The sequence below is a fragment of the Flavobacterium frigoritolerans genome (genome assembly GCF_025847275.1).
Taxonomy (GTDB): Bacteria; Bacteroidota; Bacteroidia; order Flavobacteriales; family Flavobacteriaceae; genus Flavobacterium; species Flavobacterium frigoritolerans.
Genome location: NZ_JAOZEV010000002.1, coordinates 322,510 through 342,712, shown reverse-complemented (window position 1 = coordinate 342,712; position 20,203 = coordinate 322,510). Strand labels below are relative to the sequence as shown.

Annotated in this window: 14 protein-coding genes and 1 riboswitch; all 14 genes read left to right on the top strand. The window is 34.0% G+C overall.

All coding sequences use genetic code 11. From position 1 onward, the window contains the following. Positions 1 to 31: 31 nt before the first annotated feature. The 14 genes from OIU80_RS04115 to OIU80_RS04050 all read left to right on the top strand — a co-directional run bounded on the left by OIU80_RS04115 (position 32) and on the right by OIU80_RS04050 (position 20,145). Positions 32 to 2,122: a HEPN domain-containing protein gene (locus OIU80_RS04115; protein ID WP_264285780.1), complete on the top strand. Its 2,091-nt coding sequence runs from the start codon at positions 32 to 34 to the stop codon at positions 2,120 to 2,122. Beyond that, positions 2,115 to 2,891 carry a uroporphyrinogen-III C-methyltransferase gene (gene cobA, locus OIU80_RS04110; RefSeq protein WP_264285779.1) on the top strand — a complete coding sequence of 259 codons (777 nt, stop codon included), beginning with the start codon at positions 2,115 to 2,117 and terminating at the stop codon, positions 2,889 to 2,891. Before OIU80_RS04115 ends, cobA begins: the two co-directional genes overlap by 8 nt. Continuing rightward, entirely contained in the window at positions 2,891 to 3,472 is a 582-nt protein-coding gene (locus OIU80_RS04105; protein WP_264285778.1) for a precorrin-2 dehydrogenase/sirohydrochlorin ferrochelatase family protein, read from the top strand. The genes cobA and OIU80_RS04105 overlap by 1 nt, the downstream gene beginning before the upstream one ends. A gap of 103 nt (positions 3,473 to 3,575) precedes the next feature. Next, entirely contained in the window at positions 3,576 to 4,628 is a 1,053-nt protein-coding gene (locus OIU80_RS04100; protein ID WP_264285777.1) for an NAD(P)/FAD-dependent oxidoreductase, read from the top strand. A 392-nt stretch (positions 4,629 to 5,020) separates the two neighbouring features. Beyond that, a riboswitch (SAM riboswitch) is annotated at positions 5,021 to 5,133 on the top strand. 321 nt (positions 5,134 to 5,454) lie between these two features. After that, a complete protein-coding gene (locus tag OIU80_RS04095; protein WP_264285776.1) occupies positions 5,455 to 6,459 on the top strand; it encodes a homocysteine S-methyltransferase family protein in 1,005 nt (334 codons plus the stop codon). 130 nt (positions 6,460 to 6,589) lie between these two features. Continuing rightward, a complete protein-coding gene (locus tag OIU80_RS04090; protein WP_264285775.1) occupies positions 6,590 to 7,084 on the top strand; it encodes a hypothetical protein in 495 nt (164 codons plus the stop codon). A gap of 285 nt (positions 7,085 to 7,369) precedes the next feature. Beyond that, positions 7,370 to 10,045 carry a methionine synthase gene (metH, locus tag OIU80_RS04085; RefSeq protein WP_264285774.1) on the top strand — a complete coding sequence of 892 codons (2,676 nt, stop codon included), beginning with the start codon at positions 7,370 to 7,372 and terminating at the stop codon, positions 10,043 to 10,045. A 78-nt stretch (positions 10,046 to 10,123) separates the two neighbouring features. Continuing rightward, the gene (gene metF, locus OIU80_RS04080) at positions 10,124 to 11,080 is read left to right on the top strand and encodes a methylenetetrahydrofolate reductase [NAD(P)H] (RefSeq protein WP_264285773.1); all 957 of its coding nucleotides are present in this window, start codon (positions 10,124 to 10,126) and stop codon (positions 11,078 to 11,080) included. Between the two features lie 235 nt (positions 11,081 to 11,315). Further along, on the top strand, positions 11,316 to 11,969 hold the full coding sequence (locus OIU80_RS04075; RefSeq protein WP_264285772.1) for a class I SAM-dependent methyltransferase: 654 nt from the start codon (positions 11,316 to 11,318) through the stop codon (positions 11,967 to 11,969). Between the two features lie 76 nt (positions 11,970 to 12,045). Then, positions 12,046 to 13,269, top strand: coding sequence for a dicarboxylate/amino acid:cation symporter (locus OIU80_RS04070; RefSeq protein WP_264285771.1), 1,224 nt, complete (start codon positions 12,046 to 12,048; stop codon positions 13,267 to 13,269). A gap of 218 nt (positions 13,270 to 13,487) precedes the next feature. Continuing rightward, a complete protein-coding gene (locus OIU80_RS04065) occupies positions 13,488 to 14,897 on the top strand; it encodes a pyridoxal phosphate-dependent decarboxylase family protein (protein ID WP_264285770.1) in 1,410 nt (469 codons plus the stop codon). Positions 14,898 to 15,215: 318 nt separating this feature from the next. Continuing rightward, on the top strand, positions 15,216 to 17,573 hold the full coding sequence (locus OIU80_RS04060; protein ID WP_264285769.1) for a TonB-dependent receptor: 2,358 nt from the start codon (positions 15,216 to 15,218) through the stop codon (positions 17,571 to 17,573). 43 nt (positions 17,574 to 17,616) lie between these two features. Further along, on the top strand, positions 17,617 to 18,861 hold the full coding sequence (locus tag OIU80_RS04055; RefSeq protein WP_264285768.1) for a DUF4374 domain-containing protein: 1,245 nt from the start codon (positions 17,617 to 17,619) through the stop codon (positions 18,859 to 18,861). A gap of 111 nt (positions 18,862 to 18,972) precedes the next feature. Further along, positions 18,973 to 20,145 carry a PepSY-associated TM helix domain-containing protein gene (locus OIU80_RS04050; RefSeq protein ID WP_264285767.1) on the top strand — a complete coding sequence of 391 codons (1,173 nt, stop codon included), beginning with the start codon at positions 18,973 to 18,975 and terminating at the stop codon, positions 20,143 to 20,145. Positions 20,146 to 20,203 lie beyond the last annotated feature (58 nt).

The following is a 20,203-nucleotide window of genomic DNA, read 5'->3' as shown; positions in this document are numbered from 1 at the left end:
AAAATAAAAAAAGCCTAAAGCAAAAAAAGAAATGGAAAGTTTTAGAACAGAAATAGAAAATCCGATAGTTCAGAAAGAGATTATCGATTTAGAAAAAAAGATTCACTTATTCCGTGGAGGAAAAATTGATGATGAACGTTTTCGTAGTCTTCGTTTAGCACGTGGAATTTACGGGCAACGTCAGGAAGGCGTTCAAATGATTCGTATTAAATTGCCTTTTGGTAAAGTTACCAGCGAGCAATTAGTACGTATTACTAAAGTTTCTGATGAATATTCTACAGGACGTTTGCACATTACAACACGTCAGGACATTCAGATTCACTATGTAAGTTTAGACAGAACTCCAGAACTTTGGGCAAATTTAGCCAAAGACGATGTTACTTTGCGTGAAGCTTGTGGTAACACCGTTCGTAATATTACTGCAAGCGAATTGGCAGGTGTTGATGTAAACGAACCATTTGATGTTTCGCCTTATGCACATGCTTTGTTTCAGTATTTACTAAGAAATCCTATTTGTCAGGAAATGGGACGTAAATTCAAAATTTCGTTCTCATCATCAGATGAAGATACCGCTTTGAGTTATTTACACGATTTAGGATTTATTCCAAAAATTGTAGATGGCGTTCGTGGTTTCAAAATAATGTTAGGTGGAGGATTAGGTTCGCAACCAGCACATGCTGAATTACTTTCGGAATTTGTACCTGCTAACCAAATTATTCCAACAGCAGAAGGAGTGATTCGTATTTTTGACAGATACGGAGAACGCGCCAAAAGAATGAAAGCACGTTTAAAATTTTTAATCAAAGAAATAGGTAGAGATACTTTTATGAATTTGGTTGAACAAGAGAAAAAAGCAATCGCTTTTGAAACGTATGAAATTGATACAACCGCTTTTGATGCACCAATTCCAGAGCCGTTATTAACAGTTCCATCCGTTACTATTGAAGATACAGCAGCTTATGAAGTTTGGAAGAAATCAAACGTAATTGCTCAAAAGCAAGATGGTTATTATGCTATCGGTATCAAAGTTTTATTAGGAGATTTTTATACTGATAAAGCGAGACTGTTAGCTGATTTAATTAAAAATTATGCGGCAAATGAATTGCGTTTTTCATTGCGTCAAAATATTGTAATACGTCACGTAAAAGAAGAAAATCTGCCCTTCTTTTATCAGGAATTAGAAAAGCTAGGTTTTGTAAATCTAGGGTATAATTCAACTGCCGATATTACAGCTTGTCCGGGTACAGATACTTGTAATCTTGGGATTGCAAGTAGTACCGGAATTGCCGAAGAATTGGAAAAAGTTTTAAATGCCGAATATCCTCAATATAGCAATAATCACGAAATCGAAATAAAAATTAGTGGTTGTATGAATGCTTGTGGACAACACAATATGTCAGCAATCGGGTTTCAGGGAATGTCAATCAATTCAGGAAAATTAGTAGCGCCAGCGTTACAAGTTTTATTGGGAGGAGGAAAATTAGGAAATGGAGCAGGACGTTTTGCTGATAAAGTAATCAAAATTCCAAGCCGTAGAGGACCAGATGCATTGCGTACCATCTTAAATGATTTTGATGCCAATGCAAACGGAGAAAAATTCTTGAATTATTACGATGCAAAAGGTGAAAAATACTTCTATGAAATTTTAAAACCTTTCGCAGATGTAACCAATCTAACCGAAGCTGATTTTGTAGATTGGGGTAATGCCGATAACTACGTAAAAGCAGTTGGAGTAGGAGAATGTGCAGGAGTTGTTATCGATTTAGTTGCCACTTTATTATTAGAAGCAAAAGACAAATTAACGTTTGCACAAGAATCATTCGACGAAAATAAATGGTCAGATGCTATTTATCATGCTTACGCAGGATTTGTAAATGGTGCTAAAGCATTGTTACTTTCAGAAGATGAAAAAACTAACAATCACGCAGGAATTGTTGATTTGTTTGATACTGTTTTTGTAGCAACTTCTAAAATAGAATTGCCAACAACATTTAAAGAATTAGTTTATCAAATCAATAAAGTGGAGCCTTCAGAAGCATTTGCAAAACAATACATCCAAGAAGGAATTTCATTTTTTGATACCATCGAAAAATATAGAGCCAAAGATTTAGCTAATGCTTAATACAGTAAAACCCAAAGTAACTTTAGTTGGAGCAGGTCCGGGAGATCCGGATTTGATAACTTTAAAAGGTGTAAAAGCACTTGCTGAAGCAAATGTGGTTTTGTATGATGCTTTGGCAAATGAAGAAATTTTGGAGTATGCACCTAAAAATGCAATCCGAATTTTTGTTGGCAAGCGAATAGGAAATCATGCCTACACACAAGACCAGATTAACCAATTAATAGTCGACAATGCATTAACTTATGGAAATGTAGTACGACTAAAAGGAGGAGATCCGTTTGTGTTTGGTCGTGGAAGCGAAGAAATAGAATACGTGGAGAGTTTTGGAATCCCTACATTTGTTGTGCCTGGCATCTCATCGGTAATTGCAGTTCCTGCATATCAGGGAATTTCGATAACCAAAAGAGGAGTTTCAGAGAGTTTCTGGGCAATTACAGGGACAACATCAGATAGAAAACTATCATCAGATGTTGCTCTTGCAGCACAATCATCAGCCACAGTAGTTATCTTGATGGGCATGAGTAAACTATCACAAATAGTAGCTTTGTTTCAAAAAGAATCAAAAGGAGAAATTCCGATTGCGATTATTCAAAACGGAACAACTCCAGAAGAAAAAGTGGGAATTGGAACTATAAACACAATTCAGCAAATAGCTACCAAAAACAAACTAGGTTCACCAGCGATCATTATCATTGGAGAAGTAGTTAGAGAAAGCAGTAAGTTAAAAGGGTTTTACGAGGAATTTGTATCAAATAAAATTCAATTGTAATGGAAAGAAACGAATTATATCCTATTTTTTTAAAACTGCATAAGCTGAATGTGCTTATTGTAGGTGGTGGAAATGTGGGATTAGAGAAACTTTCTTTTTTATTAAAATCAAGCCCCAATGCTAATGTTGAGGTTGTTGCTCCACACTTTCATCTTGATATTAAAGTATTGGCAGAACAGCATTCTTCGATTAAATTAACAGAATCAAAGTTTAAGAAAAAGATGCTAAAGAAACGGCATATGGTTATTGCTTGTACCGACGACTTGTTAGTAAATAAAAGGATATATGATTTGTCACAAAAAAGATATCTCATTTGTAATATTGCCGATACGCCAGATTTATGTGACTACTATTTAGGTGGAATCGTAACCAAAGGAAATGTAAAGATTGCTATTTCTACTAATGGAAAATCACCAACAACAGCCAAAAGGCTTCGAGAATTTTTCGAAGAAGTTATTCCTGAAGATATTAATAAAATGGTTGAAAACCTAAATGACTATAGGAAAACCCTAAAAGGTGATTTTGAAGAAAAGGTTAAAAGAATGAATGAGATTACAGCCTCACTAAAAAACACACAATAGATTTTTTTGAGCAAAGAAAGAAATCAATGATAAAAATCATTGAAAATAGTATAAATTATTTGTTTCTTTGTATTTATTAAGAATGATTATAAACAACAATAAAATGATTAAAACAGACATACTTATAATAGGAGCAGGGCCGACTGGCTTATTTGCCGTTTTTGAAGCAGGATTGTTAAAATTAAAATGCCATATATTAGATGCTTTACCACAAGCAGGTGGGCAACTTTCAGAATTATATCCAAAGAAACCTATTTATGATATTCCTGGATTTCCAGAAGTTTTAGCAGGAGACTTAATTGATAACCTACAAGAGCAAATTAAGCAATTTGAACCAGGTTATACATTAGGAGAACGAGCAGAAACAATCGAGAAACAAGAAGATGGAAGTTTTATCGTAACCTCAAATAAAGGAACTAGATTTCATGCGCCAGTTATTGCTATTGCAGGAGGTTTAGGAAGTTTTGAACCACGTAAGCCACTTATTGAAGATATTGAGTTTTATGAAAATAAAGGAGTAAAATACTTCATCAAGAACCCAGAGAAATTTAGAGATAAAAGAGTTGTAATTGCAGGAGGAGGAGATTCAGCTTTAGACTGGAGTATATTCCTTTCAAATGTAGCTTCAGAAGTGACTTTAATTCACCGTAGAAATGAATTTAGAGGAGCTCTTGATTCAGTAGAAAAAGTACAAGAATTAAAAACAGCGGGGAAAATTAAATTAATTACTCCAGCAGAAGTTATCGGAATCAATGGTGCAGAGCATATTGAGTCACTTGTTATCGAAGAAAACGGAGCACACCGAACTATCGAAACCGATTATTTTATTCCACTTTTCGGATTAACACCAAAATTAGGTCCAATCGGAGACTGGGGATTAGATATCGAAAAAAATGCAATTAAAGTAAATAATGCATTAGATTATCAAACCAATATTCCGGGAATTTTTGCCATTGGAGACGTTAATACGTATCCAGGAAAATTAAAATTGATTCTTTGTGGATTCCACGAAGCAACTTTAATGTGTCAGGCTGCATATCAAATTATCAATCCGGGTAAAAAATATGTACTTAAATATACTACTGTTTCAGGTGTAGACGGATTTGACGGAACTCGTAAAGAAGCTCCAAAAGCTGTTGTTAAAGCAATAGTTTAATCTTAAAGTTGCTAAGGGACTAAGTAACTGAGGTTCTTAGATCAAAAAAAAAATAAAGCTCAAACTATTTTTAGTTTGGGCTTTTTTGTTAGTAGATTGAGAAGTTAAAAATGTGTAATCCCAGAGGGATATTATATTTATAGAAATTAAGACATTTATGGAGAGAAACCCCAGCGGGGTGATATATTGTATTACCATAATAAGATATCGCGCCAATGGAGCTTTGGTTTAACGGATATTCGTTTCTATAAATATTAAGCAATGCTGGAGCTTTTAATATAAGCAAAGCATTAAACTTAGAGCCTTAGTTACTTAGTCCCTCAGAATCTTTAAAAAATACTTGCAATTGTTGACTCTATGTCTTTACTTTGCACTGTTCATATATTTATTGAAAGTTATCACGAAAGGCGGAGGGATAGACCCATTGAAACCTTAGCAACCCTTTATCATAAAGAAGGTGCTACATTCTACTTTATACATTTACAGTATTAAAGATAGATAACACATAATACAGCAATGTATTTCTCAAAACTTTTCTTGACAAACTTATCGATATTAACTGAATGAATTTCAGTATCAGAAGCGAATTATTGGCGCATTTTTGCCCATAACATTCCCGCTTTCCGCTATATCTTTTTTTCTGAACCCCAGAAAAAAAGGATACCGCTGCACTCGGGGCTAAAAAGCTGTGATAGTGAATTTTTGGAGTTAATGTGAATCAAAATATCGTAATAAACCCGACAGGGTTTAAAATCGAAATTATAATTTAATAAAAAACTTAGCAACTTAGAGCCTTAGTGCCTTAGTAGCTAAAAGATAAAAACATATGTCGATAACAATTCAAGAAGCAATAAAAAAAAATATCCTAATCCTTGATGGAGCAATGGGAACCATGTTGCAACGCTATAATTTTTCTGAAGAAGATTTTCGAGGAGAACGTTTCAAAGATTTTCCACATCCCCTAAAAGGAAACAACGATTTACTATCCATAACACAACCACAAGCAATTCGCGATGTCCACGCCGCTTACTATGAAGCGGGTGCCGACATCGTAGAAACCAATACATTCTCGGGAACAACAATCGGGATGGCTGATTATTTTCTGGAAGAGTACGTTTACGAATTAAACTACGAATCGGCTAAACTTGCGAGAGCAGTAGCTGATGAATTTACAGCCAAAAATCCAGATAAACCACGTTTTGTTGCAGGTTCAATTGGGCCAACAAACCGTACGGCAAGTATGTCCCCAGATGTAAACGACCCCGGATACAGAGCAGTAACTTTTGATGATTTGCGAATTGCATACAAGCAACAAGTAGAAGCCTTAATGGATGGAGGTTGTGATTTATTATTGGTAGAAACCATCTTTGATACCTTAAATGCTAAAGCAGCACTTTTTGCAATCGAAGAGGTAAAAGAAGAACGTAATATCGATATTCCAATCATGGTATCGGGAACGATTACCGATGCTTCAGGAAGAACACTTTCAGGGCAAACGGTTGAAGCTTTCCTGATTTCGGTATCACATATTCCGTTATTGAGTGTAGGATTCAATTGCGCTTTAGGAGCCGATTTATTGAAACCTTACCTTAAAACCTTAGCACAACATACGAGCTTTAATGTTTCGGCACACCCCAATGCAGGATTACCAAATGCATTCGGACAGTATGATGAAACACCAGAACAAACACAAGCATTTATTAAAGAATATCTAGAAGATAATTTAATCAACATCATCGGAGGATGTTGCGGAACAACTCCAGAGCATATTAGATTAATTGCCGAAGTAGCAAAAGATTATAAACCGAGAGTAGCGCCGGTTTTGGTGTAAAACGTTTCATTTCCTGCAAGGTTTTTAAAACCTTGCAGGTATAAATGTTAACACGATAGCATGGTATTTTAATTTATGCTGTATAGATTACAGATAGATGTTTTAAAGTAACTCGGTAACTTAAAAATAAATGGGAACATTAAAGGAGGACATAAGAAAACAATCGGACTGGATCATTAAGGCATTTGAAGTTGATGGATACAAATTAGATTTTTCAATCGCAAGCTTAATGGAAATTGATCTTTTTTTTGAAAAAAATTTAGTCGATGGTAGACCAAAACGTAGAGGAAGATTGTCGAAAAACTATGGTGGTATTATATTTTCGATTTCTTCTTATGTTGCAGAAACTTTAATTAAAAATGTTTCAGGTTCTAAATTGATTACGGATGATAAAGACCCGCATGGAGAAATTAATTTTTCTATTGAATTTCCTAATGGAATGGTTTGTTGGCCTGGTCAAAGAATAATTAAAAGAATACAAAATGGACTTGAGGATGGTGTTTATCCTTATGGTTATGAATTAACAAAAGAATATATTCCAGAAAAGTTTGATGATAGTTTTTGGAATATAGGAAAAAAAACAAATAATGTAGAAAGCGTAAAACCTTGGTGGAAATTTTGGTAAATCTACGCTATCTATTGAGTGATGAAAATGAATTTATAAAAGAATTCATCAAACCGAAATTTGCGTGAGGGATAGAAGCGGTTAGCCCACAGCCTGACAAAGGAAGAGCGAGGACTAATAGCGGATAGCCTGACCCAGAGGGACACGCCCAAAGTAAGATTGTGAAATAGTAGAATGTGATTGCTTCGTTCCTCGCAAGGACAAGCAAGACGTTAAAATAAAAGTTCCATAGGAACAACATATTTGTAGCTACGGAATTTATTCCGTTGAAAATTAAAAAAAGAAATGGCAGAAAATAGAAGAGACCTTGTATTAGCAGGATTAGAACCATTAATTATTACGCCAACTAGTGTTTTTGTAAACATTGGTGAACGTACAAATGTTACGGGTTCAAGAAAATTCCTTCGTCTAATCAAGGAAGAGAAGTATGACGAGGCACTTGATATTGCAAGACAACAAGTAGAAGGAGGAGCACAAATCATCGATATTAATATGGATGAAGGAATGCTTGATGGAGTTCAGGCAATGACAAAATTCCTGAATTTAATAGCATCTGAACCTGATATTTCGAGAGTGCCGATTATGATTGACAGTTCGAAATGGGAAATCATCGAAGCAGGTCTAAAAGTAGTTCAAGGTAAAAGTGTTGTAAACTCAATCTCTTTAAAAGAAGGCGAAGAAGCCTTTATTCACCATGCCAAATTAATTAAACGATACGGAGCTGCAGCAATTATTATGGCTTTTGACGAAGTAGGTCAGGCAGATAATTTTGAGCGTAGAGTTGAGATTTGTCAACGTTCGTATGATATATTAGTAGATAAAGTTGGTTTTCCACCTCAGGATATTATTTTCGATTTAAATATTTTCCCCGTTGCAACCGGAATGGAAGAGCACCGCTTGAATGCTTTGGACTTTTTTAGAGGGACAAAATGGGTTCGTGATAACTTGCCACATGCACATATCAGTGGTGGAGTAAGTAACGTTTCATTCTCATTTAGAGGAAACGATCACGTTCGTGAAGCGATGCACTCGGTGTTTTTATACCATGCTATTCAGAACGGAATGACAATGGGAATTGTAAATCCAGAGATGCTTTCGATTTACGATGATATCCCTAAAGATTTATTAGAACACGTAGAAGATGTTATCTTAAACAGACGTGACGATGCGACCGAAAGACTTTTGGATTTTGCAGAGAATGTAAAAGGCGAAGTAAAATCAGATGAAAAAGCGATTCAGGAATGGCGTTTAGGAACCGTTCAGGAACGTATCACACATTCATTGGTAAAAGGTATTGATGCCTTTATAGAAATAGATGTCGAAGAAGCTCGCCAAGCAGCGGTAAAGCCTATTGAAGTTATCGAAATTAACTTAATGACAGGAATGAATGTCGTAGGTGATTTATTCGGAAGCGGAAAAATGTTCTTGCCTCAGGTGGTAAAATCGGCACGTGTAATGAAAAAAGCCGTAGCTTATTTGTTACCTTATATTGAAGCAAGTAAACAAGCCGGAGACAAACAAGGGAATGGAAAAATATTGATGGCTACTGTAAAAGGTGATGTTCATGATATTGGTAAAAATATTGTTTCGGTGGTATTGGCTTGTAATAATTATGAGATTGTAGATTTAGGTGTAATGGTGCCTCCAGAAAAAATTATTGCAGCTGCTATAGAACATAATGTTGACATTATTGGTTTAAGCGGACTAATTACTCCTTCGCTTGACGAAATGGTGTATTTGGCAAAAGAATTAGACAAACAAGGAATTAAAATTCCGATTATGATTGGTGGAGCAACGACTTCGCGTGCGCATACCGCCGTGAAAATTGCACCACAATATAGAGAAACTGTAATTCACGTAAACGATGCTTCAAGAGCTGTGACTGTGGCTGGAAACCTATTAGATCATAACCGTAAAATATATGCAAGCGACATTCGTGCAGATTATGATGCGTTTAGAGAAACGTTTTTAAATCGTTCAAGAGATAAAAACTTCCTGACAATTGAGCAAGCACGTAAAAACAAATTACAATTGGATTGGACGGAATACACACCAATCAAACCAAAGTTTGTAGGTGCAAAAGTAATTGAAGTAGAACTAGATGTTTTGGTTCCGTATATCGACTGGACACCTTTTTTTAGAACATGGGAATTGTTCGGGAAATATCCAGCAATTTTAACTGATGAGGTAGTTGGAGAACAAGCCACTTCGGTTTTTGCAGATGCTCATGAAATGTTGAAAGTAATTTTGGCGGAGAAAAAACTAACCGCTAAAGGTATTTACGGAATCTTCCCTGCGAATCAGGTAGATGATGACGATATCGAATTACGTGATGAAAACGGAAAATTGCTGGAGAAGTTTTTGACTTTAAGACAGCAATCACAAAAAACAAAAGGAGCACCAAATATAGCATTGTCGGATTTTATCTTGCCGAAAGACTCAGGAGTTACCGATTACATGGGAGCATTTTGTGTAACAACTGGTTTTGGTGTAGACGAATGGGCAGCGGAATTTGAAAAAGATTTAGACGATTATAATTCGATTATGGTAAAAGCATTGGCTGATCGTTTTGCTGAGGCTTTCGCCGAATATCTTCACGAAGAAGTTCGTAAAGATTTCTGGGGTTACGATGCTGAAGAATCACTTTCGACAGAAGATTTAATCGAAGAAAATTATAAAGGGATTCGTCCTGCGCCAGGATATCCTGCTTGTCCAGATCACTTAGAGAAACCAACAATCTGGAAACTCTTAAATGTAGAAGAAGAAATAGGAGTTACCCTAACGGAGAGTATGGCAATGTGGCCAGCATCATCAGTATCAGGATATTATTTTGGAAACCCGAAAAGTAAATATTTTGGACTAGGAAAAATAAAAGAAGATCAAGTTGTAGATTACGCCAAACGCCGAAGTATTTCAACAGACAAAGCCATGAAATGGCTGAATCCTAATATAGCAGATTAAATTAGTCTAAAGTCAAAAGTCTTAAAGTCCGAAAGGAAAGACTTTCGACTTTCGACTTTACAACTTTAAGACTTAATAATGAAAGTAACACAACATATAGAAAAGGCAAATGGGAATACATTATTCTCATTTGAGATTATCCCACCTCAAAAAGGAAAAAGTATTCAGGAATTATACGATAATATCGATCCGTTAATGGAGTTTAAACCACCATTTATTGATGTTACAACTTCTCGCGAAGAGTATATTTATATTGATAAAGGTAACGGACTTTTAGATAAAAAATTAACGAGAATGCGTCCGGGAACATTAGGGATTTGTGCTTCTATAAAACATAAATACAACGTAGATACAGTTCCTCATGTGCTTTGTGGAGGATTTACTAAAGAAGAAACAGAGTACCTTTTGGTAGATTGTAATTATTTAGGAATTGATAATGTTATGGCTTTACGTGGAGATGCCATGAAAGATGAACAATATTTTATTCCAAAAGCGGGAGGAAATGATTATGCTGTTGATTTAGTAAAGCAAATCAGTTTATTGAATCAAGGAAAATATCTTCATGAAGTAATGGATGTCGATAACAAAGCTGATTTTTGTATTGGTGTTGCGGGTTATCCAGAGAAACATTTAGAATCTCCATCGTTGCAATCAGACTTAAAAAGACTGAAAGAAAAAGTAGATGCTGGTGCAGATTATGTTGTAACGCAAATGTTTTTTGATAATTCAAAGTATTTTAATTTTGTAGATAAAGCTAGAGAAATGGGAATTACAATTCCTATCATTCCGGGAATTAAACCAATAGCAGTTCAAAGACATTTACAGGTTTTACCTCAGATTTTCCGTATCGATTTACCCGAAGATTTAATTCATGAAGTAGATAAATGTAAAAACAACGCAGAGATACGACAAGTAGGAATCGAATGGGCAATCCAACAATCATTAGAGCTTAAAGCTGCTGGAGTTCCGGTTTTGCATTATTACTCTATGGGAAAATCCGAAAACATTCGTCAAATAGCAAGTAAAGTTTTCTAAATTTACTTTGTAAATTCTCACCATTAAGAGATTAAGTAAGACTTAATTTAGCTTAATCTCTTAATGGTAAAGAATAATTGTTCTTAATGTTTTATTTTAAGAAGAGTCGGAGGTAGGAGCTTTTCCAGCTGTGCGCTATATCTTTTTATTTTTAAAGAAAAAATAAAAAGGATGCCGCTTCCATCTGGGCTAGGGCATTAGGTATTTTAATTTCAATTTGTAATAATTTAAACTTATGAAAAAAGAAGAATTACAATCGATCGCATCTCAATTAAAAAAACCTGAAGGAGAAAAAGGAATTGAAATGGCAAATATGATGCATGAAACAAACATCAATATGACGCTAAGCGCAATCCGAAACCTACATATTTCACAAGGGGATAATATACTAGAATTAGGTCATGGAAATGCAGCTCATTTAGAGCATTTAATGCAGCAATGCAACCATTTAAAGTACTACGGACTTGAAATGTCAGAACTCATGTTTCAAGAGGCACGCCAGATTAATAGAAATTATGTTTCTCAAAAACAAGCCTTCTTTTCGCTTTATGATGGAAATGTAATTCCGTTTTCAGACGCTCATTTCAATAAAATATTTACTGTGAATACCTTATATTTTTGGCAAGAACCTGTAAAGTTACTTATGGAAATATACCGAGTGTTGGATAATAAAGGAATCTTTTGCCTAACATTTGCACAGGAAAGTTTTATGGAAAAACTTCCATTCACCGAATTTGAATTCGAACTTTATAACACCGAAAAAGTCGAAAAATTGATTAGTCAAACGCCTTTTAAAATTATTAACTCGGAAACACTGACTGAAAAAGTAAAAAGTAAGACAGGTGAGTTTGTTGATAGAGAGTTTACTACAATTGTTCTGATGAAATAAAAATGTAAACGATATTAATTTTGAATTCTTTTTAGCGTAATTTAATTGATTTTTAAAATACTAATGCTTTTTAATTATGGAGACTAAAAAAATCAATTTTATAAAAAATTACAGTAGTATTCTTTTACTTCTAGGGGGTATTATTGCAGGAAGTATTTTAGGATTAGTCTTTGGTAAAGATGTAGAGATTATAAAACCAGTAGGAGATATTTTCTTGAATTTGCTTTTTACTGCAATTATACCATTGATCTTTTTTACAATCACTTCATCTATTGCCAATTTAGAAAAAACAGAAAAACTAGGAAGATTATTTGTTGTAATGGTTGTTGTTTTTTTAGGAACACTTCTTATTTCGGCTATAGTAATGATTATAGCGGTTTATCTTTTTCCAATTCATCAGAACATTATAGTTTCTAAAGTTCCGTTAGAGAATATTGCAACAGGCAATGTTGGTGATCAAATCGCGCAACTGCTTACAACCAATGATTTTTACGAATTATTGTCTCGAAAAAGTATGTTGGCACTTATTATCTTTTCATTTCTAATAGGATTTGCGACTTTGCAATCAGGCGAAAAAGGAAGTGCTTTCAGAAGCTTTCTGGATTCAGGAAATGAAGTCATGAAACAACTTTTAAACATGATTATGAAAATGGCTCCACTTGGTTTGGGAGCTTATTTTGCCTATCAGGTTAGTTTTTATGGACCTCAATTATTTGGTGTCTATGCCAAACCATTAGGGATTTATTATGGAGCTTGTGTGTTTTATTTCTTTGTGTTTTTTAGTCTGTATGCTTTTATTGCAGGAGGAAAAAGAGCCTTTGTTGTATTCTGGAGTAATAATGCTACACCAGCACTTACAGCTATAGGAACTTGTAGTAGTATTGCAACAATACCTGCCAATCTTTTGGCAGCTGAGAAAATGAATATTCCTGCTCATGTCCGGAACGTGGTTATTCCGCTAGGAGCACCGCTACATAAAGACGGTTCGAGTATGTCATCTATCTTAAAAATCACAGTATTATTTACGATGTTCGGGAAAGATTTTACTGAGCCAAGTACAATACTTTTGGCGTTGGGAATTACTGTAATCGTTTCTATTGTAGAAGGCGGAATTCCAAACGGAGGATACATAGGCGAAGTTTTGGCGATAACAGTTTACGGTTTACCAATGGCAGAAGCCTTACCTGTTGCTATGATTTTGGGTACACTTGTTGACCCAATTGCCACTTTATTAAATGCCAATGGTGATGTGATTTCGTCGATGATGGTCTCCCGATTTTCAGAAAAAACGAAATGGTAGAAATATAATTCTTGATTTTTTTAAACCTATAAGTTGTTTAAGAACCTATAAGTTTCTGCATCATCAAACAATCTGATTCAATAAAATTATTTTAAATATATAAGCGTGAGTAATTTGCGTAAAACCTAAATGAACTTATATCACTTATATGGTTTGCTTTCTTATTGCAATTTTAAATTAAAACAGCAAACTTTTAATTTTAAACTATAATATCTAAAATGAATACAATACTTCAACAAGATTTAAACGATATTGAAAATATACTTGAAAAAGTAAAACAACAAGGAATTGAGTTTTTAAATTCTTTGGATACCATTCCAACTTCAAATGGAAAAACTATAACAGCCGACCGAGATCTAAATCAAACAGGTTTGGGCGTATTATCGGCTTTGGAAGAATTCAACCAGCGATTAGCACCATTAATGATTGCATCGCCAGGACCAAGATACTTAGGCTTTGTAACAGGAGGAAGTACGCCTGCTTCTATAGTTGGCGATTGGTTAACGACTATTTATGACCAGAATACTCAGGCTGTAAAAGCACAAGGAGGAGTTTCGGCCTTAATAGAAATCGAAACGATTAATCTATTATTGCAATTGCTCGATTTGCCAAAATCATTTCTCGGCGGATTTGTAACTGGGGCAACAATGTCTAATTTTACTTCATTGGCAGTTGCCAGACAATGGTTTGGTAAGCAACTAGGAAAAGACTTTGCTAAGAATGGAATTTCAGAACCAATTACAATTTTCTCTGCTACTCCGCATTCTTCTTCTGTAAAATGTCTGGCTATGTTAGGAATTGGAAGTCAAAATTTTATTAAGATAAAAACGATTGAAGGTAATCGAGAAGCAATAGATGTAGCTGATTTAGAAAAAAATATTGAAGTTTTAAACGGAAAACCATTTATTGTAATAACAAGTGCAGCAACGGTTAACACTGCCGATTTTGATGATTTTGTAGCTCTAAATGAATTGAAAAACAAATATACATTCTGGTGGCATATTGATGCTGCGTTTGGAGGATTTGCAGCCTGTTCTTCTAAATACAAACATTTGGTTAACGGTTGGGAAAATGCCGATAGTATTACCATCGATTGTCATAAATGGCTTAATGTACCTTACGAAAGTGCTTTTTATTTGATAAAGGAAGAACATAAATTATTACAGATAGAAACGTTTCAGAATTCTAATGCACCATATTTAGGAGATCCATTAGAGAATTTTAGTTTCCTAAATTTCTTACCCGAAAATTCAAGAAGATTAAAAGCATTACCAGTTTGGTTTTCTTTATTAGCTTATGGAAAAGCAGGATATCAGGATATAGTTGAGAATAGTGTAAATCTTGCATTGCAATTTGATACTTTTATTGCAGAGAATGAAAACTTTGAGTTACTAGCGCCAACAAGATTAAATAATGTATGTTTTACTTTAAAAGGAGATCATAATCAGGAAAATGTAAGTCAGTTTTTAACCCTTTTAAATGATAAGGGGAAAGTATTTATGACACCAACTGTATATCTAAATCGTAAAGGAATTCGAGCTTCATTTGTGAATTGGAGAACAAGTGAAAAAGATATTGAAATTATAATAGAAGAAATGAAGAATACAATTCTGGAATTGAAAATTTAAGTAAAAGACACAATAGATTTTTTTGAAAGTAGCCCGTTTAATTTTTAAATGGGCTACTTTTTTTATGGATTAAAAGTTAAATAGGATAAGAACCTTTCAGTGGTTTAAAGGAATTTGATCTTTTTTGTTAATTTTTCACCTCATTCTATTTAGAATAATTCTAAAAAAGATTCCTTTCTTTGAAAAAAAGCCACTATAAAAGTTAAATATTATACTTATTTAGAATAATTAAAAATAGTTTTGATTCTTGTGTGTCTAAGAGTTAATTTTGTCATAAATTAATTTTCATATCAATTGTTCATTTTTAATTAAAAGTTAATGCGACTACATAAAACAGGAATTCTATTACTGATTTTAATGACCACAATACAGGTCTTTTCACAAAAAAATAAATCAACTATATCGGGAATTGTTTTGATAAGCAATTATAAGCCTGGTGAAGCAGTTTCAGTAGCTTTAAAGGGGACTACATATGCTACTCTCACAAATAATAAGGGAGAATATAAGATGAATGTTGAGCCTGGCGATTATATTCTAGCGATTACTTATGTTGGTTATAAAACAATACATACCTCAATTACTGTAAAGCAAGAAGGCAAAATAGTTTCTGATATTACTATGCAAGAGGATATTGCGGCTTTAAACGAAGTAGCAGTAAAAGGTAAATCTAAAGTTCAGCGAGTAAGAGAACAGGCTTATAATATTACAGCTGTAGATCTTAAAAAGACCTACAATAGCAATGCAGATTTAAATCAGATTTTAAACAAAACAACAGGAGTACGTGTTCGTGAATCTGGAGGAATGGGGTCTGATTTCAATTTTACATTGAATGGATTTTCGGGTGACCAAGTAAAGTTCTTTTTAGACGGAGTCCCAATGGAGAGCTTTGGTTCTTCGCTTACATTGAATAACATTCCGGTAAATATGGCAGAAAGAATCGATGTATATAAAGGAGTTGTTCCTATTGAATTGGGAGCAGATGCATTAGGAGGAGCAGTAAATATTATAACTAATAAAAGTGTAAACCGTTACATTGATGCTTCATATACTTATGCTTCGTTTAATACGCATAGAATGGCAGTAAATACGCGTTTTACAAATAAAGACGGACTTATTTTAAATTTAAATGCTTTTGGAAACTATTCAGATAACGATTATAAAGTAGATGTAAGTATTGCAGATAAAACAACTTCAAAGTTTTTACCAGAACAAAAGTACCGTCATTTTCATGATGCCTATAAATCTGGGACAATAATGGCAGAAACAGGGTTTAAGGATAAATCATTTGCCGATTATTTACTTGTTGGTTTTGTAATGTCTGGAAACAAGAAAGAAATCCAACAAGGAAGAACAATGGACAAAGTTGCAGGTCAGGCTTTTAAGGACGGGGAGGCTTTTATATCTTCTTTGAAATACAAGAAAGATAATCTTTTTACTAAAGGGCTGTCTTTAAATTTTAATACAACATATAGTTTAGTAAATAACCGTACAATTGATACTTCTTCAAGAGTTTATGACTGGGCAGGAAATTACACTTATAGAAATTTTGGAGGAGCTAGTGATAAAGGAGAATTAAGTGACAGAAAAACATTTTATCTATATGATGAGAGGAATTTATTGGCAATAACTAATATAAAATATGAAATTGATGATCATCAATCTGTTGCATTTAATCATACATACACGGGCTATAAGCGTAAAGAAACAGAAGAATATAAAGAAGTTATTGATTTAGGTGAGCCATCCTTTGATAAAAATATTTTAGGTCTGGTATATAATGTAAGTGGTTTTGAAAATCGATTTTCAGCTTCGGCTTTTGGTAAGATGTTTGGTTTTCGTACGAGTACAGCTAATAAGGGCGAAACTGAATCGACATCATCAACAAATTATGGTTATGGAGCTACAGCTACCTACCATCTAACGGATAAATTACAAACAAAAGCATCTTATGAGCATGCTTATCGTTTGCCTTCGTCAGCCGAAATGTATGGAGATGGAGGGGTAACAATTACTAGTAATACAGGATTAACCCCTGAGAGTAGTGATAATGTAAATTTTGGACTTGTTTTAATTACTCAAAAAAACAAACATCATTTTGGAGCCGAAAGTAGCTTAATATACAGAAATGCTAAAGATTTTATACAGATAACTCGTGTTGGAAATACATCTAGTTACAAAAATTTACAAAGTGTTCGTGTTACAGGTATTGATGGAGTGCTTCGCTATGGATATGATGATTTATTAACTTTTGAAGTAAATGCGACCTATCAAAAGCAAGTAAATACAAATAAATTTATTAAAAGAGAAGATTTGGAGGTTCCAGATGCACTATATAATGCACAATTACCAAATGTACCTATCTTTTTTGGTAATGCTGATTTAGCTTTTTCATTCAAAAATATTAAATATAAACACGACAGACTTACTCTTAATGTTAGTGCAAATTATTTAGATGCTTTTTATTTGACCTGGCCCGTTTTAGGGGGACTTGAAACTAAAAAAGCCATTCCAGAGCAGTTTACTCAAAATATAATGGCTTCTTATTCCTTTTTAAACGGAAAATACAACGTTGCTTTTGAGTGTAGAAATATTACAGATGTTAAGGTATACGACTACTTTAAAGTTCAAAAGCCAGGTCGTGCTTTTTCAGTTAAGTTGAGATACTTCATTCAATAACAAAAATTAAACTTTAATAATAACCCTTAAATAATTATAAATCATGTTTATAAACAAATTTCAAAAAGGCTTTGCTTTAGCAATGCTGTCGTTAGCTACTTTTTCTTGTAGTAGTGATGATGCTGCTCCAGTTCAAGAGCCTAACACAACTAATTCCAAATATGTTGCTTCTTATTGGTTGGCAGATTATACACAGTATATATTAGATTTTAATTCTGTAGATCGATTAATGACTGGAGAAATTAGTGCAAAAGGAGTTGGTATTGAATTTGGAGGAAGTTGTTTTCCTGTAGCTAATACTTTTTTTGCCTTAAGCACAGAAGATGAAGGGTCGGTTTCATTCCATCTTAATAATACAGGGAAATTAGTGGCTGGAGACAAACTTGCTTTAGAATCATCTTATGTTGTTGGTTACACAGATGATAAAAGAATGATTAATATTGGCGCTACTTGGGATGGTAGTTCTTCAGATTATGAGCTTATGATTTATAATCCTAAAACGGTTTCAATCGATGGTCGTAAGTTTAACGACTTTGCGGTTAGCTCTGAAAACAAAAAAATCTTGTATTGGCCAACAGGAGCAGCAGTTTCTGGTGATAAACTTTTTGTGCCTGTATATATTAAAGATGTTACTGATGGAACAAATAAAGTATTATCATCTGATGCTATTGTAAGAGTTTATAAATACCCATCTTTGGAATATGTAACTACAATAAAAGATACTAGAACAGCTGCGATTGGTCTTTATTACACTAATACAGGAATTGTACAAACAGAATCTGGGGATATTTTTACATTTTCATCTAATGCTCGTGCTGGTGGTTATCCTGTTACAGCAGTTTCTTCGGGAGTGTTACGTATTAAAAAAGGAGAAGACAAGTTTGATGCAAACTATTTCTTTAACATTGAAACAAGTACACTTAAAGGTAAAGTCATTGCAGCATATCCATTAGTAGGGGAGAAAGTTTTTATATCTTATATTCCTAACGATGTTGATCCGAATAGTCCAGTTTATAGTTTTCTTGACAGCAAACCAATTTTTAAATCGGCTATTCTTGATTTAGCTACCAAAACTGTTTTACCAGTTACAGGTTTACCTGATCATGGTGGAGATGAGTTTTTTGGACTAGGGAGTATGTTTGTAGAAGATGGAAAAGCATACAAAAGTTTTGTTACAGGTAAAGAAGCTCGTGTTTACCAAATAGATATCGCAACTGGTAATGCCAAAGCTGGTGCGCTTCTTAAAGAGGGGCTTTACTTGCCTGCAATTGGAAAACTTACATACTAATACAATTTTTAATGGCTTGAGAATTATTTTTAATAAAGTAATTCCTCAAGCCATTTATATATAGACCTTTTTTGCCCATAACATACCATTACTATTAAATTATAATGCCAAATGACTACTATTAAACGCCGTACAAATAAGCCACCAAATAAAGGGAAATCACGTTTCAGTAAAATTAATGCTTGGTTGCATTTATGGTTGGGACTCGCTTCTGGAATTGTGGTGTTTATAATGGGAATTACAGGTTGTATTTTGGTTTTTGAACAAGAAATCAAACATGCAACATCTCCTTGGTTAAATGTCGAAGCGCAAGAATCAGAAAAAGTACTACCACCTTCTAAGATATATGAAGCAGTTAGTAAAGCATTGCCTAATAAAGAAATTCATGGTTTATGGTACAATGGTTTAGATAAAACGATTAAAGTTGATGTCGAATCAGATTCTTTGATATATGTAAATCCATATAACGGAGCTATTACAGGAATGGTAGATCACGAAGACTTTTTTCACATCATGGATGAAGGACATCGTTATTTATGGTTAGATAGAGATGTTGGTTCGCAAGTTACGGCTTGGGGAACGCTAATTTTCTTCTTTTTGCTTATAAGTGGACTTGTTCTTTGGTTTCCAAAAAAATGGAACAAAACAACTAGAGATGCTAGTTTTAAGATAAAATGGAGTGCGAAGTTTAAACGGATAAATTATGATTTGCATAATGTAATGGGGTTTTACACTATTATATTGGCATTACTTATTTCTTTTACAGGATTAATTATGAGTTTTCAATGGGTCAGATCAAGCACTTACTGGATAAGTGGAGGTTGGGCTGATGAAAAAGACAAAAAGGAACAAGTTGTTGCTGTTAAAAAAGATACTTTGTCCCAAAAGCAATTAGACAAACTCGCGACAGCCGATTTTATCTGGAACAAAGTACGCAAGGAAATTGCCAAAGAAAATAAAGAAGCAGTAATCATTCATTTTCCAGATGAGCCAGAAGATGATTTTTATGCTTGCACAGATATGAATAAAGGAGTTTGGAGGGATTTATACTTTGATCAACAAACATTGGAATTAAAGCCAAATTCACAAAAGTATATTGATGACGAACGTTTCTCAAAATGGCTTATGCGATCTAATTATAGTTTACATATAGGAACTATAGGAGGAATGTCAACTAAGATTTTATATTTCGCTGGTAGTTTAATATGTGCCAGTTTACCAGTTACAGGTTTTTATATTTGGTGGGGAAGGAAAAAAAAGCAAAAACCTACAGTTAAGATTTAATATTACCCATTTACATATTTTAGTTAGTTAAAGTCTTTTGAAAGAGTTCCCATTCTTC

What these genes read in the sequence shown, in the direction of transcription:
- metF (WP_264285773.1), top strand. Translation starts at nt 10,124, where the DNA reads ATGAAAGTAACACAACATATAGAAAAGGCAAATGGGAATACATTATTC.
- OIU80_RS04050 (WP_264285767.1), top strand. Translation starts at nt 18,973, where the DNA reads ATGACTACTATTAAACGCCGTACAAATAAGCCACCAAATAAAGGGAAA.
- OIU80_RS04070 (WP_264285771.1), top strand. Translation starts at nt 12,046, where the DNA reads ATGGAGACTAAAAAAATCAATTTTATAAAAAATTACAGTAGTATTCTT.
- OIU80_RS04100 (WP_264285777.1), top strand. Translation starts at nt 3,576, where the DNA reads ATGATTAAAACAGACATACTTATAATAGGAGCAGGGCCGACTGGCTTA.
- metH (WP_264285774.1), top strand. Translation starts at nt 7,370, where the DNA reads ATGGCAGAAAATAGAAGAGACCTTGTATTAGCAGGATTAGAACCATTA.
- OIU80_RS04060 (WP_264285769.1), top strand. Translation starts at nt 15,216, where the DNA reads ATGCGACTACATAAAACAGGAATTCTATTACTGATTTTAATGACCACA.
- OIU80_RS04115 (WP_264285780.1), top strand. Translation starts at nt 32, where the DNA reads ATGGAAAGTTTTAGAACAGAAATAGAAAATCCGATAGTTCAGAAAGAG.
- OIU80_RS04090 (WP_264285775.1), top strand. Translation starts at nt 6,590, where the DNA reads ATGGGAACATTAAAGGAGGACATAAGAAAACAATCGGACTGGATCATT.
- OIU80_RS04055 (WP_264285768.1), top strand. Translation starts at nt 17,617, where the DNA reads ATGTTTATAAACAAATTTCAAAAAGGCTTTGCTTTAGCAATGCTGTCG.
- cobA (WP_264285779.1), top strand. Translation starts at nt 2,115, where the DNA reads ATGCTTAATACAGTAAAACCCAAAGTAACTTTAGTTGGAGCAGGTCCG.
- OIU80_RS04105 (WP_264285778.1), top strand. Translation starts at nt 2,891, where the DNA reads ATGGAAAGAAACGAATTATATCCTATTTTTTTAAAACTGCATAAGCTG.
- OIU80_RS04065 (WP_264285770.1), top strand. Translation starts at nt 13,488, where the DNA reads ATGAATACAATACTTCAACAAGATTTAAACGATATTGAAAATATACTT.
- OIU80_RS04095 (WP_264285776.1), top strand. Translation starts at nt 5,455, where the DNA reads ATGTCGATAACAATTCAAGAAGCAATAAAAAAAAATATCCTAATCCTT.
- OIU80_RS04075 (WP_264285772.1), top strand. Translation starts at nt 11,316, where the DNA reads ATGAAAAAAGAAGAATTACAATCGATCGCATCTCAATTAAAAAAACCT.